At 46.5% G+C, this 14,149-nt stretch carries 16 protein-coding genes and 1 pseudogene; 4 read left to right on the top strand and 13 right to left on the bottom strand.

The genetic code is table 11. From position 1 onward, the window contains the following. Positions 1-42: 42 nt before the first annotated feature. Positions 43-240 (bottom strand): hypothetical protein, encoded by a 198-nt coding sequence (locus MHI30_RS17215; RefSeq protein ID WP_154495611.1) that lies wholly within the window; start codon positions 238-240, stop codon positions 43-45. A gap of 5 nt (positions 241-245) precedes the next feature. After that, positions 246-1,352, bottom strand: a complete 1,107-nt coding sequence (locus MHI30_RS17220) for a Rap family tetratricopeptide repeat protein (RefSeq protein ID WP_075751306.1) — start codon at positions 1,350-1,352, stop codon at positions 246-248. A 276-nt stretch (positions 1,353-1,628) separates the two neighbouring features. On the opposite strand from MHI30_RS17220, the gene MHI30_RS17225 reads away from it, so the two are divergent. Beyond that, positions 1,629-2,129, top strand: a complete 501-nt coding sequence (locus MHI30_RS17225; RefSeq protein ID WP_009329528.1) for a phenolic acid decarboxylase — start codon at positions 1,629-1,631, stop codon at positions 2,127-2,129. Positions 2,130-2,138: 9 nt separating this feature from the next. Here the strand turns inward: MHI30_RS17225 and MHI30_RS17230 are convergent, their stop codons facing one another. Then, positions 2,139-2,405, bottom strand: coding sequence for a hypothetical protein (locus MHI30_RS17230; protein ID WP_003184953.1), 267 nt, complete (start codon positions 2,403-2,405; stop codon positions 2,139-2,141). A gap of 110 nt (positions 2,406-2,515) precedes the next feature. Continuing rightward, the gene (locus tag MHI30_RS17235) at positions 2,516-2,842 is read right to left on the bottom strand and encodes a YuzD family protein (protein WP_003184955.1); all 327 of its coding nucleotides are present in this window, start codon (positions 2,840-2,842) and stop codon (positions 2,516-2,518) included. A gap of 133 nt (positions 2,843-2,975) precedes the next feature. Between MHI30_RS17235 and MHI30_RS17240 the strand changes: the two are divergent. Beyond that, positions 2,976-3,274, top strand: a pseudogene (locus MHI30_RS17240) (NifU family protein). A 236-nt stretch (positions 3,275-3,510) separates the two neighbouring features. Here MHI30_RS17240 and MHI30_RS17245 read toward each other — a convergent pair. The 6 genes from MHI30_RS17245 to yutH all read right to left on the bottom strand — a co-directional run bounded on the left by MHI30_RS17245 (position 3,511) and on the right by yutH (position 11,149). Beyond that, a complete protein-coding gene (locus MHI30_RS17245) occupies positions 3,511-5,472 on the bottom strand; it encodes a S9 family peptidase (RefSeq protein WP_003184960.1) in 1,962 nt (653 codons plus the stop codon). Positions 5,473-5,578: 106 nt separating this feature from the next. After that, positions 5,579-6,499, bottom strand: coding sequence for a homoserine kinase (gene thrB / locus MHI30_RS17250; protein WP_075751307.1), 921 nt, complete (start codon positions 6,497-6,499; stop codon positions 5,579-5,581). Next, the gene (gene thrC / locus MHI30_RS17255) at positions 6,496-7,554 is read right to left on the bottom strand and encodes a threonine synthase (protein WP_075751823.1); all 1,059 of its coding nucleotides are present in this window, start codon (positions 7,552-7,554) and stop codon (positions 6,496-6,498) included. Before thrC ends, thrB begins: the two co-directional genes overlap by 4 nt. Continuing rightward, positions 7,554-8,855, bottom strand: coding sequence for a homoserine dehydrogenase (locus tag MHI30_RS17260; RefSeq protein WP_075751308.1), 1,302 nt, complete (start codon positions 8,853-8,855; stop codon positions 7,554-7,556). The genes thrC and MHI30_RS17260 overlap by 1 nt, the downstream gene beginning before the upstream one ends. A gap of 229 nt (positions 8,856-9,084) precedes the next feature. Next, entirely contained in the window at positions 9,085-10,047 is a 963-nt protein-coding gene (locus tag MHI30_RS17265) for a D-glycerate dehydrogenase (RefSeq protein ID WP_075751309.1), read from the bottom strand. Positions 10,048-10,138: 91 nt separating this feature from the next. After that, positions 10,139-11,149, bottom strand: a complete 1,011-nt coding sequence (yutH, locus tag MHI30_RS17270) for a spore coat putative kinase YutH (RefSeq protein ID WP_075751310.1) — start codon at positions 11,147-11,149, stop codon at positions 10,139-10,141. Between the two features lie 144 nt (positions 11,150-11,293). Here yutH and MHI30_RS17275 point away from each other — a divergent pair, with 144 nt between their 5' ends. Beyond that, the gene (locus MHI30_RS17275; RefSeq protein WP_020452842.1) at positions 11,294-11,794 is read left to right on the top strand and encodes a phosphatidylglycerophosphatase A; all 501 of its coding nucleotides are present in this window, start codon (positions 11,294-11,296) and stop codon (positions 11,792-11,794) included. A gap of 48 nt (positions 11,795-11,842) precedes the next feature. On the opposite strand, the gene MHI30_RS17280 is transcribed toward MHI30_RS17275, so the two are convergent. The 3 genes from MHI30_RS17280 to MHI30_RS17290 are packed head-to-tail and all read right to left on the bottom strand — an operon-like array spanning position 11,843 to position 13,376. Continuing rightward, positions 11,843-12,613, bottom strand: a complete 771-nt coding sequence (locus MHI30_RS17280) for a TIGR01457 family HAD-type hydrolase (RefSeq protein ID WP_075751311.1) — start codon at positions 12,611-12,613, stop codon at positions 11,843-11,845. A 19-nt stretch (positions 12,614-12,632) separates the two neighbouring features. Then, positions 12,633-13,073, bottom strand: a complete 441-nt coding sequence (locus MHI30_RS17285; RefSeq protein ID WP_025806013.1) for a DUF86 domain-containing protein — start codon at positions 13,071-13,073, stop codon at positions 12,633-12,635. 27 nt (positions 13,074-13,100) lie between these two features. Then, the gene (locus MHI30_RS17290) at positions 13,101-13,376 is read right to left on the bottom strand and encodes a YutD family protein (protein ID WP_003184977.1); all 276 of its coding nucleotides are present in this window, start codon (positions 13,374-13,376) and stop codon (positions 13,101-13,103) included. Positions 13,377-13,478: 102 nt separating this feature from the next. On the opposite strand from MHI30_RS17290, the gene MHI30_RS17295 reads away from it, so the two are divergent. After that, positions 13,479-14,102, top strand: a complete 624-nt coding sequence (locus tag MHI30_RS17295) for a YhcN/YlaJ family sporulation lipoprotein (protein WP_075751312.1) — start codon at positions 13,479-13,481, stop codon at positions 14,100-14,102. Positions 14,103-14,149: the final 47 nt, after the last annotated feature.

Raw genomic sequence — 14,149 nt, forward strand, 5'->3', positions numbered from 1 at the left:
GCTTCGGCGCCAGTTTAACAGCTTGTACAGCAACAAATCAGCTTATGCAGTCTTTTGCAAAGCTGCAGGCGCTTTTCCGTCAAAGCTGTCGAGAAAGATCGCTCTGCCCGCCATCAGCTGGGCCGGCTTATCGTCAAGAAAAATGGCGCGACCGGCAAACTCGGCATTTCCCTTCGGCTGAGACGAAAAACTTAAAACGACAAGGCTGGCAAAGACGGCAGTCAACGCAACGGCAATCATCTTTTTCACTTTAACTCCTCCGTTCTTTTAAGAATTTGGTCTCTTGCATGATGAGATTCTTCAAAATATTCGGCAGCTTTGTCTGCATCTCCATTTTCTTTATAGTAAAGTGCGATATCAAATGTTAATTCCGCTACATCCGTCCAGAGATTGATCGTTTTAAGATATTCTAAAGCATGTTCAACTGTAAGTGGATCCTGTTCATCATACAGAGCATGAATAAGTTTAAATTTCGACAAATATTCCCTTTCTCCTGCTTTTTCCGCGCGGAAAAATCCTGTTTCATACAATTTGCGGGCTTCTTTGACAACATTTGATTTGTATAGCACATGTGTCAGTTCAAACATGGAGTGGATGCCGTAAACCGATTCTTCATGCTCTTTAATAAGCAGCGCTTCTTTGAAATGCTGTTCGGCCAAGGTGAGGAGATTGCGATTGACATAGCTCAATCCTAAGTTGTGGTGAGCCATGCCGAGGAGAACGTGGTGCTTGATCAGCGCCGCGTCTTTTAGGGCTTGCTTGTAATGCTGTTCGGCTTCATCAAAACGAAATAAATCGAGTTTATTTGCTCCGATCAGCATATCGTTGCTGATCGCTTTTTGAATATAATCATCATGTGCTTTGAAGGTTTTTAGAGCTGTTTTTGCATGGTTTAAGGAGAGGAAATTCTGTTTGATTTGATAGTAGGCGATAGCCAGTTTGTAATGGAATTCGGCGATTTCGATTTGATCGGGGATTGTCCTGAGCTTTTCCTCGGCTAGTTTATAATAATTGATGGCATTTGTATAATCCTTTTTATGAAATTCGTACATGCCTGCGAAAAAGAAATAATAATATTCGATCATGTCATCTGTGCTTTGCATATCTGCTTTTTGCTCCTGAATATCCTCGAACAATTTGGTGGAAGCGGCAAACTCTTCTGTCAGCAGTTTGTGCCGATAGTCTAAAAGATTAAAATAAAGAAGCAGATCTTGATTTTCTTCCATATTCGGCAGCCGGTGCTCAATGTCGTATTTAATCGAGACCGCTTGTGCTACTTCATGGCGCTTGATCATGACATACCATTGATTAAGCATTCCCGCGACTTCCTCATAAGCAATTTTTGTCTTCAATCGTTTATCCTTCCTTTCCTCCCATGTCTCTTCCTTTTTATGGGTTGTTTTTCATTTTACAGAATCGCTTATTTTTTGACAATCACTTTTCTAAATATTGGCTTAATTTCCTAAAATAACTCAAAATTCTGACATCAATCGTAACCATTTTCTGTATTCTTGCAAATCTCTCAGGAAGTATTTTCGTTTGACATTGTTTTTGATGACATTTTATAATTATATATGTAAATATAAACATGTTTGATTTTACAATAAACAAATAAGGGAGCGGTTCATATGAATCAAGATGTCAAAGAGTTTGTCGGAAGCCATATGATCTATACGTATGAAAACGGATGGGAATATGAAATCTACATTAAAAATGACCATACCATTGATTACCGCATTCACAGCGGAATGGTTGGGGGACGCTGGGTTCGCGATCAAAAAGCCGATATCGTCAAGCTGACTGAAGGCGTCTATAAAGTATCATGGACAGAACCGACAGGGACTGACGTTTCCTTGAACTTCATGCCGAATGAAAAGCGGATGCACGGCATCATCTTCTTCCCTAAATGGGTTCATGAACGCCCTGATATTACAGTCTGCTATCAAAATGACCATATCGACTTAATGGAGGAATCGCGCGAAAAATATGAGACGTATCCAAAATATGTCGTACCGGAATTCGCCGATATCACATTTATTGAAAATGCCGGAATCGATAATGAAGATCTGATTTCAAAAGCCCCTTATCCCGGAATGACGGATGACATCAGGGCAGGAAAGCGGGTATAAAAGGGAAAGTTAATGATATAATGACTGGACTTTTGTTAAGTCATCCAGCAGCGCTTTTATATCATCTTGCGACAAAGGTACAAGCATTTGGTCGTAGAGGGTGATGATCTGTCCGTCCTCATCGTGCTCATGCTGCCTTAAATAGTGCTGTAAAGCCTTGAGCTGGTTTTCTTTCAGACTGGTCTGCGTTTGAAACTGCTTGATTTTCTTTAATGAAAAAACATTCATTTCGTCATCAAAATCGCCTGACATGATTTGTCCTTCAATGCTTGACATGCTTGCTGTCCCTCCTAATTGATCTGGCTGATAGTTAGTCTGTCCGGTTTAAGAAAGGTGCAATCATAAAAAATAAAACAGCAAGGGGCATGTCTGTCCCTTGCTGTTTATCATGCAGGCTTATATCCTTGCTTTTCCATTTCTTTATACACGTCTTTCAGCTTCGGATTTCCTTCGCCGACCACTTGATCACCGACCATGACGAGCGGATAAAAATATTCGTCGTTCAGGATTTTTTCGGAGATTTCCTGTTTTTCAGGGTCGTTTTCCGGCGGCTGATGGATATCAATGTACGTGATTGAGAAAGGCTGGTCGGGATATTTTCTTTTCAGGGCGGCTTCTAGCCACTCATACGTTTCTTTTGATGACGGAAGGTTCACACAGCTTGGACAAAGAACGTCGGCACCGTAAACAAAAAGCTCGGCTTGTTTTTTCATCAGCGGCAGCTCCTTTCTCTTTATCTTTATTTTATTCTATTTTGTCCATCTGCTCCATATTGAAATGAAAATCGTTTTTTGTCTTTGCCGGCAAATATGATATAATATGTGGGAAAACGATTGAAACCAAACAATAGCTTTTTATTGTTCGACTGAATATAATGGTTGTATGATTTGAAAGGAGCGATACGAATGACGACAGAGGTCGAAATGAAAGAACAAGTACAGGAAGTGCTGGACAAACTTCGTCCGTTTTTACTCCGTGACGGCGGTGACTGTGAACTCGTCGATGTTGAAGACGGCATCGTCAAGCTTCGCCTGCTCGGCGCATGCGGAAGCTGCCCAAGTTCCACCATCACCCTTAAAGCTGGAATTGAGCGCGCCCTTTTAGAAGAAGTTCCGGGCGTCATTGAAGTAGAGCAAGTATTTTAATTTGAGAAGGCTGCCGTAACGGCAGCCTAAATTGTTGACAAAATCCTAAAACGGTTTTCAGTTTAGGATTTTGTCATCCTCTCAGCGTGATTGAAAACCCTTGCAGTCTAGGAAGGTCGAGCATCGGAGCGGAGCGAATGTTGGAATTCGTGAGCACCGACGCGCAGCCCTGACAACGAATGCGAGGGTTTGTCGACACGCTGAGGCTGCCGTAGTGTACGGCAGCCTTTTCTTTTTTATAGATAAGCTTCAAACCAGCCTGCAATATACTCAAGCCGCCTGATCCGCTGCTTCGGATGCCCGCTTCTTGATAAATCGTGTGACGCGTTCGGAAATCTGACGAGTTTTACTTCTTTCCCCATTTTTTTCAGCGCCGTGAACAGCTGTTCCGCCTGTTCAATCGGGCACCTGTCGTCCCGTTCGCCATGCAGAATGAGAAGAGGGGTCTCCACCTTGTCCGCGTATTTGAGCGGCGAATGCTCCCACAGTTTGCCTGGATCTTCAAAAAGGTCTGCACCGAGCTGCCAGTCTGTGAAAAAATAGCCGATGTCGCTTACCCCGTAAAAACTGATCCAGTTGGAAATGGACCTCTGTGTCACTGCGGCCTTGAAGCGCTTCGTGTGGCCGACAGCCCAGTTTGTCATAAAGCCCCCGTAGCTTCCTCCGGTGATGCCGAGCCTTTCTTGATCGACGAAATCATAATGTTCAAGCACGTGGTCAACAGCCGCCATTACATCCTTAAAATCTCCACCGCCGTAGTCGCCCCTCACCCGGTTGACAAAATCCTGTCCGTAGCCGTGGCTTCCCCGCGGGTTAACATATACGACGGCGCTTCCCTTTGCGGCCAGCACTTGAAATTCATGAAAATAAGCATTCGCATACATGGCGTGAGGTCCGCCGTGCACTTCCAGAATGAGCGGATACGTGTTTCCTTTTTCATATTGGGCGGGCTTTATCAGCCATCCGTGAATTGTCAGACCGTCCGCTGCCTGAAATTGAAGCTCCTCCGGTTCCGATATGATATGTTCTTCCGTAAACGCTTGGTTGGCATCTGTTAGTCGCTCCGCTTTTTCTTCACCCAATTGGAGATGGTAAAGTTCGCTCGGCCGGACGGGCAGGGCTATGGATGCCGCAAAGCCACTTTCGTCCGGATGCAGGCTGAATCCGTTCACATGCTCTTTTTCCAACCGGACCGGATAAGCAAGACCTTCGATTGATATGTAGTAAATGCCTGTAGAACCCTGGTCAGATCCGATGACATAAAAGCCGTTTCCGTCTTTGGTCCAGGCCGGTTTCGGAAGAACGCCTCCGACAAGGCTGTCTCCTGCCACCGCATCGCTGAGATGGACGTCAAGCATTTCCGTCAGACACGTTAGTTTTCCTGTTTCAATATCATACAGCCATGCTTTATCGAGCGTGGCGTTTTGATATTCTTTCTCGTTTCCGATAAATGCAAGGTGTTTGCCGTCAGGAGAAAACGATAGTGAAGAAAAAATGCCGTTTTGACCTGTGAGGCGCTTCAAATCACCTGTCGAAAGGTTCATCAAGTAGACATCGTTCACACGCATATCCGTTTGATTGGCGCAAAATGCAATCTGATCTCCGCACGGTGAAAATGCATGGCTGAAATGGTCGCGTTCAAGATCGGTCAGCTGTTTCATTTCCCCGGTTTCCACTTGAACGAGGACAAGCTGCGTATACTTTCCCCTTTTAAACCCTTGGCCGTCTGCTTTATATGACAAAGAATCGACTTCCAGCGGTTCGTGGTCTTCAATCTCGGTTTTCTTCTCATCGTCGACGCTTTCCTCTTTTGTCAGCTTCACTGAACAAAGCAATGACTTGCCGTCCGGCGACCATTCAGGCTGTGATACATCATAGGGAATATCGGTCACTTTTCTCGCTTCTCCCCCGGCGGCGCTTATCACGTAAATTTGTGCGGTTTCCTCGCGATTGGACGTAAATGCAAGGTATTTGCCGTCCGGCGACCAGCGGGGATGCTGGTTTCTGCCTTTCCCAAACGTCCATTGCACCGAAGCTTGTTTTTCGCGGTCGTAGATCATGATATGCGAATCATATGAGTCCTGTTTTTCGTTTACTTTTGTTTGGACGTAGGCGATTTTTGCACCATCGGGCGAATACTGGGGATCGGTAATGGATACAAGCTTGATGAGGTCTTTTTCGGTTATCAGCTGCTTCATGTCGTTTCTCCTCCTCATGTCTGTTTGCCATACTACTTCGACTTCCTAAATAAAAATCCTTGTTTTGAAGGCAAACAAAAAAAGAGCCGAAAAAGCTCTTTTTTCGTTAAACACTGTTTACTGACTTTCTTTCAACGATAATGCCTGTATCCGGGACATAAAGGCAGTCGACCTCACAGTGCGGAAACTTGGACGCAAGCTGGTTTCTCAGCGCCTCTCCTTTTCCTTTTTCAATAAAGGAAAGGATCGTCGGGCCGGCTCCGCTTAAAGCCGTCCCGAACGCGCCGTTTTGGCCTGCTTCATGCTCCACTTTCGAAAGCTCAGGGACGAGCGCCCTTCGGTATGGCTGGTGAAAGAGGTCTTTTTGCATCATGCGGCCGACAAGCTTCCAATCTTTCGCCATCAGTCCGGCGACGAGCATATTGCTGACCGCGCTTGCTTCCACGGCTTTCGGATAAGAGAGGCTTTCGGGAAGAACATCCCGCGCATCTTTTGTCAGCACTTCATAAAAAGGAATGACGACGACGACATCCAAATCGATGTCTTTCATAGAAACCATCTCTGTTTCATCTTCCTCATGAAGTCCGATGACAAGCCCGCCGAAAAGCGATGCTCCGGCATTGTCAGGATGGCCTTCTTCAAGGCTCGCAAAATGGAGTTTCTCGCGGTCAGAGAGCTTTAAATCGGCAAGTTCGTTCGCCAGCTCAATCGCAGCGGCAATTGCGGCTGCGCTGCTGCCGAGACCGCGCGCCAGCGGAATATCGCTCCACACTTTGACAAGGCTTGGCGGAAGGTCTTTTCCGAAGTGTGCGGCGGTCCGTTTGGCCACCTGGAAAATTAAATTATCCGTTCCTTCAGGTATTCCCGCTACGACTTCTGTTTCAGCCTCAAAACGCCACTCATCATGAGGAAAAACAGACAGTTTCAAATAACGGGACAGCGCCATGCCGACTGAATCAAAGCCCGGACCCAGATTGGCCGTGCTTCCGGGAACCGTAACGGAAAACAGCATGTCAGCCTCAGTCATACACGAGCGGCTCCTTTTAAGTGTTCGAGAATTGCTTCTTCATCTGTCGGCAGTGTGACAGGTTTAATCTGCGACACATCAACAGCTGTGTTCGGATCTTTCAAGCCGTTTCCGGTTAAGACGGCGACAACTTTCGCCCCCGGCTGAATCTCTTTCGTTTGCAGCTGTTTCAGCACGCCGGCAAAGGATGCGCACGATCCCGGTTCTGCAAATACGCCTTCTTCTCTTGCCAGGAGCTGATAAGCGTGCAGGATCTCTTCGTCTGACACTGCATCGATTTTTCCGTTCGATTCTTTTGCAGCATTGACCGCTTTGTCCCAGCTTGCCGGGTTTCCGATTCTGATCGCTGTCGCAACGGTTTCCGGCTTTTCAATTACCTTATTTTTGACAATCGGGGCCGCGCCTTCCGCCTGAAAACCCCTCATGACCGGCAGGCCTGTGCCGTTTTTCTCATGATATTCTTTAAAGCCTTTCCAGTAAGCCGTAATATTTCCGGCATTCCCGACAGGAATCGCAAGGATGTCAGGCGCTTCGCCCAGCTGTTCACAAATTTCAAAGGAAGCGGTTTTCTGTCCTTCAATCCGGTAAGGATTCACAGAGTTAACGAGCGCAATCGGCTCTTTCTCGCAAATGCTTCGCACCATTTTCAGGGCATCGTCGAAGTTTCCGTCGATCGCAATGATTTTGGCGCCGTACATGACGGCTTGAGCCAACTTTCCGAAGGCGATTTTGCCGTCTGGAATAATGACGATGCACTTCATGTTGGCGCGGGCCGCATAAGCCGCAGCAGCAGCCGACGTATTGCCGGTCGAAGCGCACATGATCGTGTCATTGCCTTCTTCTTTCGCCTTGGCGACCGCCATGACCATCCCGCGGTCTTTAAAGGAGCCTGTAGGATTGACACCCTCCGTTTTGACATAAAGCTCGATTCCGAGCTTTTTCGAAAGATTTTGCAGATAAATGAGCGGAGTATTTCCTTCGTTCAGCGTCAATTCCGGTGTTTTGTCCGTTACTGGCAAATATTCTTTATATTGATGGATGAGTCCTTTCCACATTAGCTCCAACCGTTCCCTTCTACTCGATAAGTGCTTTTCACCTGATCAACAACCTCAAGATCATTCAACTTTTGCAAAATATCCGTAAAATCCTCTTCAGACGTATGATGTGTCACAATGACAATCTCAGCCAGGTCATCATGGCCTTTAATCGGAAGCTGCAGAATTTTTTCAAAACTGACGCCTCTTTCCGAAAAAATCGATGTGATTTTTGAAAACGAACCGACCTGGTCTTTGACATGAATTCTTAAAAACTGCTGGGCGAAGATTTCAGACGGCGCCTTGATCTTCTTTTCAAACTGCGGATCGACAAAGCTGCTGCCGTTCACGCCGAGACGCATGTTTTTCATGACAGAGACCAAATCTGATACGACGGCGGTCGCAGTCGGCATGCTTCCTGCGCCAGGCCCGTAAAACATCGTTTCCCCTACGGCTTCGCCGTATACGTAAACCGCATTGAATTCATTATGGACGGAAGACAGCGGATGATGCTCCGGCAGCAATGTCGGCTGGACGCTCACTTCGACTTTTTGTCCGTCGCGCTGAGCGATGCCGATCAGCTTCATCGTATAGCCGAGCCGTTTGCTGAAATTGATGTCTTCATCAGACACTTGGGAAATGCCTTTCACTTTGACATCGTCAAGGTCGACATTCATTGAGAAACCGAGCCTGGCCAAAATCGCCATCTTTCTCGCGGCATCAAGACCTTCAACATCAGCTGTCGGGTCTGCTTCTGCGAAGCCGAGCTCCTGCGCTTCTTTCAGCACCTCGTCATAAGGCGCGTTTTCTTTGTTCATCTTCGTTAAAATAAAGTTGGTCGTTCCATTGACGATGCCCATCATCTTCGTAATCCGGTCTGAAGCCAGCCCGTCTTCAAGGCTTCGCAAAATCGGAATTCCGCCGGCGACGCTCGCTTCAAAATAAAGGTCGCAGCCGTTTTCTTTCGCGGCAGCCGTCAGTTCCGATCCATAGAGGGCGATCAAATCTTTATTCGCTGTCACAACATGTTTTTTCGCCTGAAGCGCGTCAAGCAAATAGCGTCTTGTCTCCTCGATCCCCCCGATGACTTCGATGATGACATCCACATCCGGATCTTGAATGACATCATAAGCTTCCGTCGTCAGAACATCTTTGGAAAGTTCGACATCCCTCTTCTTATCTTTATCTTTTACAAGAACTTTTTGAATCGTAACAGGGCATCCGACTTGGTGTGTCAGCTTATCCTGGTGATCCTGAATAATCTTCACCACACCGCTCCCGACTGTTCCTAATCCTAGCAGCCCCACTCGTATCGCCTTCAATGAAATTCCACCTTTCTCTCTCTTATCGTCCTCTCTGTGAGGACATTTGTAAACACAACGCAGACATTTAAGTTACAAACATTATAATGGGGGATTCTTTTTTTGACAAGATGACATTTGCTGAAAAACAAATCATGAAAACGCTTTATACATTGATATAATAAGATTCTATATATTCAGAAATATTTTTGTAAGAAAATCTTCCGACCCGCTCAGGCCGGAAGAAACGTCAAATCTCGGTCTTTACCGGCTTCCCTCCCAGGACAAGCGCAATATTTTCCGCACAAAGCCTCATCATGGCTTCTCTCGTTTCGACAGTGGCGCTGCCGATGTGAGGCAGTGCGGTCACTTGCGGCAGACTGGCGAGCGGGTGATCCTGTTGCACGGGTTCTTCCGCAAAGACGTCGAGTCCTGCGCCGGCAATATCTTTTTCGATCAAGGCTTCATATAAATCGCCTTCATTCACAACCTGTCCTCTTGAGACGTTGATAAAAATAGCGGAGCGCTTCATCCTTTTGAAAGCGCTGCGGTTAAACAAATGCTTCGTTTCATCAGTCAAAGGCGTCAGGCATACAACAAAATCCGCCTGTTCAAGCAGTTCGCCAAAGGACAGATAAGTTGCCCCCAGTTCGGCTTCCGCCTCGGGATTGCGGGTGCGGTTATGATATAAAATCTCCATGCCAAAGCCTTTCGCCCGCCGGGCGACGGCTTGTCCAATGCTCCCCATCCCGACGATGCCAATCGTTTTATGATGGACATCCGCTCCGGCCAAAAGCAGCGGCCCCCAGCCCGTCCAGTTGCCTTGTCTAATCCAGTCGCTTGCCTCGACGATTCTGCGCGCGGATGCCATCAGCAGAGCAAACGTCAAATCTGCCGTTGACTCTGTCAGCACGCCGGGCGTGTTACAGCAGATGACGCGATGCTTTTTCGCAGCCGCCACATCGAGGTTGTCATAACCCACCGCCAAATTGGCCACCACTTTTAAATGCGGCGCGCCTTTTAAAAGCTCCTCATCAACCGTGTCGGAAAGCATCGTCAACAGTCCGTGCGCCTTTTTTGCTTTTTCCGCCAGAACGGCGCGCGGGCACGGTTCTTCTTCCTTTTCCCACATCTCAATACGCGCTTCTTCTTTTAACGCAGAAAGCTGTTCTTCGGGTAATTTTCTCGTTACATATACAAACGGTTTGTCCATGCTGCCTCGTTCCTTTCTAAGAGTAGCTTCCAATCTAAGCATATCGAAAAAATCCGGAAATGTTAACATGAAGAAAAGAACACCGCGGCGTCTATGGTGTCCTTTTCAGCCAATTGACAGGCGGCATGCTCATCAATCCTGCGGCTCTCATGCCCGCCATTTCTTGAAAGACGTTCAGAAATTGCTCATATGCCGGCGCTTGAGACAATAAATGGTCGAGTCTGCTTTCAAAATAATGGTGCTCAGATTCAGGAGAAATATAGTACCCTTCAACCGTCTCAAAATAGTGGAGCGGAAACAGCAGCCTGCTGTACACCAGCCGCTTAGAAAATGAGGAAAGCGGCGCGGCTTGTTCGTATTGCTGAAAAAACAATGCGATTTCATTGAAGTTTTTCCTTTCGTGAAACAAGCTTCTGGCATATTCCGCAAGATCCCTGGCCGCATGATCAAACACCCATTCCATCGGGATTTTTATAAGCGGTTCGCGCCTTAAAGCCTCACAGGTGAGCCGCTGCTGGCAAATCGTCCCGGAGTCGGCGGCCTGCGGCTGATCATCCAATTCGGTATCGGCCAAATATTGAATCGCATTTTCGGTTAAACCGAGATAATAAGGAAACGATTCGATAAAATGTTTTTCAAAAGGCTGCAGCTGTCTTGCCTGCGTTTTTTGAATCCAGAATTGTTCCAGCTGGTCGAGCCGTTTCCCCCACAGTTCTTTCCACTGCCCGATCCGCGAGGTTTCTTTTACCTCGTAAGGGTATCCCCTTCCCTTCTGATGAAATTCGGCCAGCTCCGCCCCAAATGAAACAGACCTGTTTGTCATGCGGGGAGCAGCTTGAAGCAGCACATATGAGACGCTATTTTCCTCAAATGTCATCTCCCCGTCCTTTGTCAATATAAAAGATGAAACGTATGGGTCGCGCTGTTCTTGCAAATACTGACTCATACTAAACAATTCCGCCAGCTCATCCTGACTCAAGTGGGAAACCGGGACGATCAAAAACATCGAATTCGGGGTATGAAAAGCCTGATAAGACAAGTATGAAGTAAGATCGCGAATATGGATTCCGAATTTTTCTTTGATCAGCTCCTTCACGGACATCACTTCCTGATAAATTTTTCCCCTTCTACACATCGTAATCATGAAGGGATTCGATTATGAATCGATCCGGAAAAAGAGTTCTAAAATCGTTACATTTTTAAGGTTGTTTGTATACACTAAGTAAAAAAAGATTGGGTGAAAATGATGCCGGAAAACAACAGCATGCATCAAATCGAAACAGCAGCAAAAGAATGGCTTGAGAAACGGGGCGTCAAGATTTCGGATATTGCCGATCTTGTCTACGTACTTCAGAAGAAATATCATCCAAACTTGACAAAAGAAGAATGTGAAGAGAATGTCAACCGGGTCATGAAAAAACGCGAAGTTCAAAACGCCGTGATCACAGGGATTCAATTGGATATGCTGGGTGAGCAAAGAAAGCTCATGGAACCGCTCCAAACCTTAATCGAGACAGATGAAAGCCTGTACGGCGTCGATGAAATCTTATCCTTCTCCATTGTGAATTTGTATGGATCAATCGGTTATACAAACTATGGATATATCGATAAAATCAAACCGGGAGTGCTCGCACGTTTAAACGATAAATCAACAGGCGAATGCCACACATTTTTGGATGATATCGTCGGAGCGATTGCTGCAGCCGCATCCAGCAGACTGGCGCATCGAGCAAAAGATGCGGAATAAGCCATTAAAAAAACACTTGTCCTTAAAAGACAAGTGTTTTTTTTCGGTTTAGATGCGATCCATCCAGTCTGTCAATGAATCAATGACATATGTCGGCTTTTCCTGATAGGCTTCAAGGTGTTCTTTTTTGGTCACGCCCGTATGAACGAGAAGCGTGTCCATCCCGGAATTCATTCCCGCCATAATATCCGTATCATAATTGTCACCGACCATCAGCGTTTCACTGATATCTGTACCGAGCACCTTCATCGCCTGCTCCATGATGATCGGCTCCGGCTTGCCGATAAAAATAGGCTCTGTCTGCGTAGAAACGGTTAATACTGACGTGAGAGAACCATTGCCTGGCAAGAGTCCTCTTTCTGTAGGTATGGCGATATCGCCGTTAGTCGAGATGAATGTAGCGCCGTTGCGGATGGCAAGGCAACCGACGGCTAGCTTTTCGTATGTAATGCCGCGGTCGATGCCGACGACGACGAAGTCGGCGTCTTCTTCGCCGAATGCCAGTCCTTTTTCCTCAATGGCCTGCCGGATGCCTTCTTCACCGATCACATATACGGAAGCATCTCGTTTTTGTTCGGCGATAAAATTGGCGGTCGCCATGCTGGTTGTGAATACCTGGCTCTCTTCGGCCGGAATATCAAATGAAACAAGCTTGTCCGCCACTTGCTTCGGCGTGCGCGACGAGTTGTTCGTGACGAACAGATACGGGATGTTCCGGTCTTTCAGCTTTCTCACGAATTCGCATGCTTCTTCGATTTTTTCCGTCCCTTTGTACATTGTTCCATCAAGATCAATTAAGTATCCTTTGTATGTTTTCATGTTGTACACTCCAGTTCGTTTAGTGCGGTTTGAATGCGGATACCGGACCGAGTTCATGGTTTAAATAATCGCGGATCCGCGCCGGAAATTTCTCGAGCGTTTCCGCATGCCTGCTGAGCAGCTCTTCCAATTCTTCATGGTTGACGTTCAGGTAGTCTTGGACCAATGTCTTCCGATAGGCGATCAAATGTTTCAAACTGTCGCCTTCCGCTTGGCTGACAACCTTTTCATCGGTCAGTATATCCATAATGTCGTCATAGCTTCCCGGATCTCTCATAATAAAGCCGTCAATCATATCGTTCCCTATATCCAATATACATTCGATCAGCGTGTGGCCGATTCGTTCAAGCGCTTTTTTTTCGACGTCGGAAGTCCATTCTTCCTGCATTTGATAAAGCCGCAGCTCCTCTTCCAGGAAGTTGAGCGTGTTTTCGATTTTGTGTCGATCGACAAAATACATCATCAGTGCATCCCCTTTTATGATCGCTTATTTTCGCAGACGTTTTAAAACAAAGTAGGCACATCCGAAATTGCAGTACTCGTAAATATATTCATCAAGCGTGCTGATCTTCGTATCAAATGTGGCCTTTTGATTTTGATCGTCAAAAAAGCCTTTCAGCCTCAGCTGGCTGTATCCCCAATCCCCGACGATGTAGTCGTATTTATTTAAAATGTCGGAGTATCTGGCTTTAAACGCTTCTTCGTTAAAACCGTTTTTCACATCTTTGACGACTTCAAATGCAGCGTTCTGAACGACAATCATTCTTTTCACCTCTTTTATATGATAATTCAAACCCGGGCCGCCATCAATTGCTAAGAATAAATCCTCCCCTTTGGAAAAGCTATAAATGAGGAGGAAAAGCAGATGAATAAAAAAATTCTTTTAGCAGGGCTGCTGGCGGTGCCTCTAGCAGGATGCCAGACGGCCTTAAACGATACCGAACACAATATATATGACGAAGACGGAAATACCGTTCACGTTGCAGACAAGAACCCTCAATATCATGAAAAGTTCAGAAATGACAACCGAAAAGGCAGATTCGGATATGCGCGACATCAGGCAACACCTGTTGCAAACAAAGAAGAAATGCAGGCGCCCCAAATCGACCGGGAAGAAATGGCGCATATTATATCTAGTTTAACGGTTCAGCTTCCCAATATTCAAGATGCGTCAGCGCTTGTGACAGACGAAGAAGCGCTTGTCGTGTACAAAACGGACTCCGGGCAGCGCAAACAGACGGCTGATCAAGTCAAAAAGACGGCGGCATCCGTCGTTCCGAGATATTACCATATCTATATTTCCGATGATCCGGACATGATGCAATCCGTCGCCAATTTCAGCCGGCTTGGAGCCAATTCGAGAAACGTCGATCAGCTGATGGCCGATACAATTAAGGAAATGCAAAAATCGCCGCAAGGCAAAACCACGACAGGTACAGATGAAAACGGAAACGACCTTGACGGAAAAGGAAAGGCGACCGAATCCTGACCTGAAAATAAGAAAAACGCCAGCGCATATGGCTGGCGTTTTTTCAT

The organism is Bacillus sp. FSL L8-0528 (assembly GCF_038593085.1).
In the GTDB taxonomy this organism is placed as follows: domain Bacteria; phylum Bacillota; class Bacilli; order Bacillales; family Bacillaceae; genus Bacillus; species Bacillus paralicheniformis.

Coding starts and splice junctions, on each gene's coding strand:
- thrC (WP_075751823.1), bottom strand. CDS start 7,554: ATGTGGAAAGGACTCATCCATCAATATAAAGAATATTTGCCAGTAACG.
- MHI30_RS17265 (WP_075751309.1), bottom strand. CDS start 10,047: ATGGACAAACCGTTTGTATATGTAACGAGAAAATTACCCGAAGAACAG.
- MHI30_RS17285 (WP_025806013.1), bottom strand. CDS start 13,073: ATGTATTTTGTCGATCGACACAAAATCGAAAACACGCTCAACTTCCTG.
- MHI30_RS17295 (WP_075751312.1), top strand. CDS start 13,479: ATGAATAAAAAAATTCTTTTAGCAGGGCTGCTGGCGGTGCCTCTAGCA.
- MHI30_RS17245 (WP_003184960.1), bottom strand. CDS start 5,472: ATGAAGCAGCTGATAACCGAAAAAGACCTCATCAAGCTTGTATCCATT.
- MHI30_RS17235 (WP_003184955.1), bottom strand. CDS start 2,842: ATGAAAAAACAAGCCGAGCTTTTTGTTTACGGTGCCGACGTTCTTTGT.
- yutH (WP_075751310.1), bottom strand. CDS start 11,149: ATGTCCGTGAAGGAGCTGATCAAAGAAAAATTCGGAATCCATATTCGC.
- MHI30_RS17275 (WP_020452842.1), top strand. CDS start 11,294: ATGCCGGAAAACAACAGCATGCATCAAATCGAAACAGCAGCAAAAGAA.
- thrB (WP_075751307.1), bottom strand. CDS start 6,499: ATGACTGAGGCTGACATGCTGTTTTCCGTTACGGTTCCCGGAAGCACG.
- MHI30_RS17215 (WP_154495611.1), bottom strand. CDS start 240: ATGATTGCCGTTGCGTTGACTGCCGTCTTTGCCAGCCTTGTCGTTTTA.
- MHI30_RS17230 (WP_003184953.1), bottom strand. CDS start 2,405: ATGTCAAGCATTGAAGGACAAATCATGTCAGGCGATTTTGATGACGAA.
- MHI30_RS17290 (WP_003184977.1), bottom strand. CDS start 13,376: ATGATTGTCGTTCAGAACGCTGCATTTGAAGTCGTCAAAGATGTGAAA.
- MHI30_RS17225 (WP_009329528.1), top strand. CDS start 1,629: ATGAATCAAGATGTCAAAGAGTTTGTCGGAAGCCATATGATCTATACG.
- MHI30_RS17280 (WP_075751311.1), bottom strand. CDS start 12,613: ATGAAAACATACAAAGGATACTTAATTGATCTTGATGGAACAATGTAC.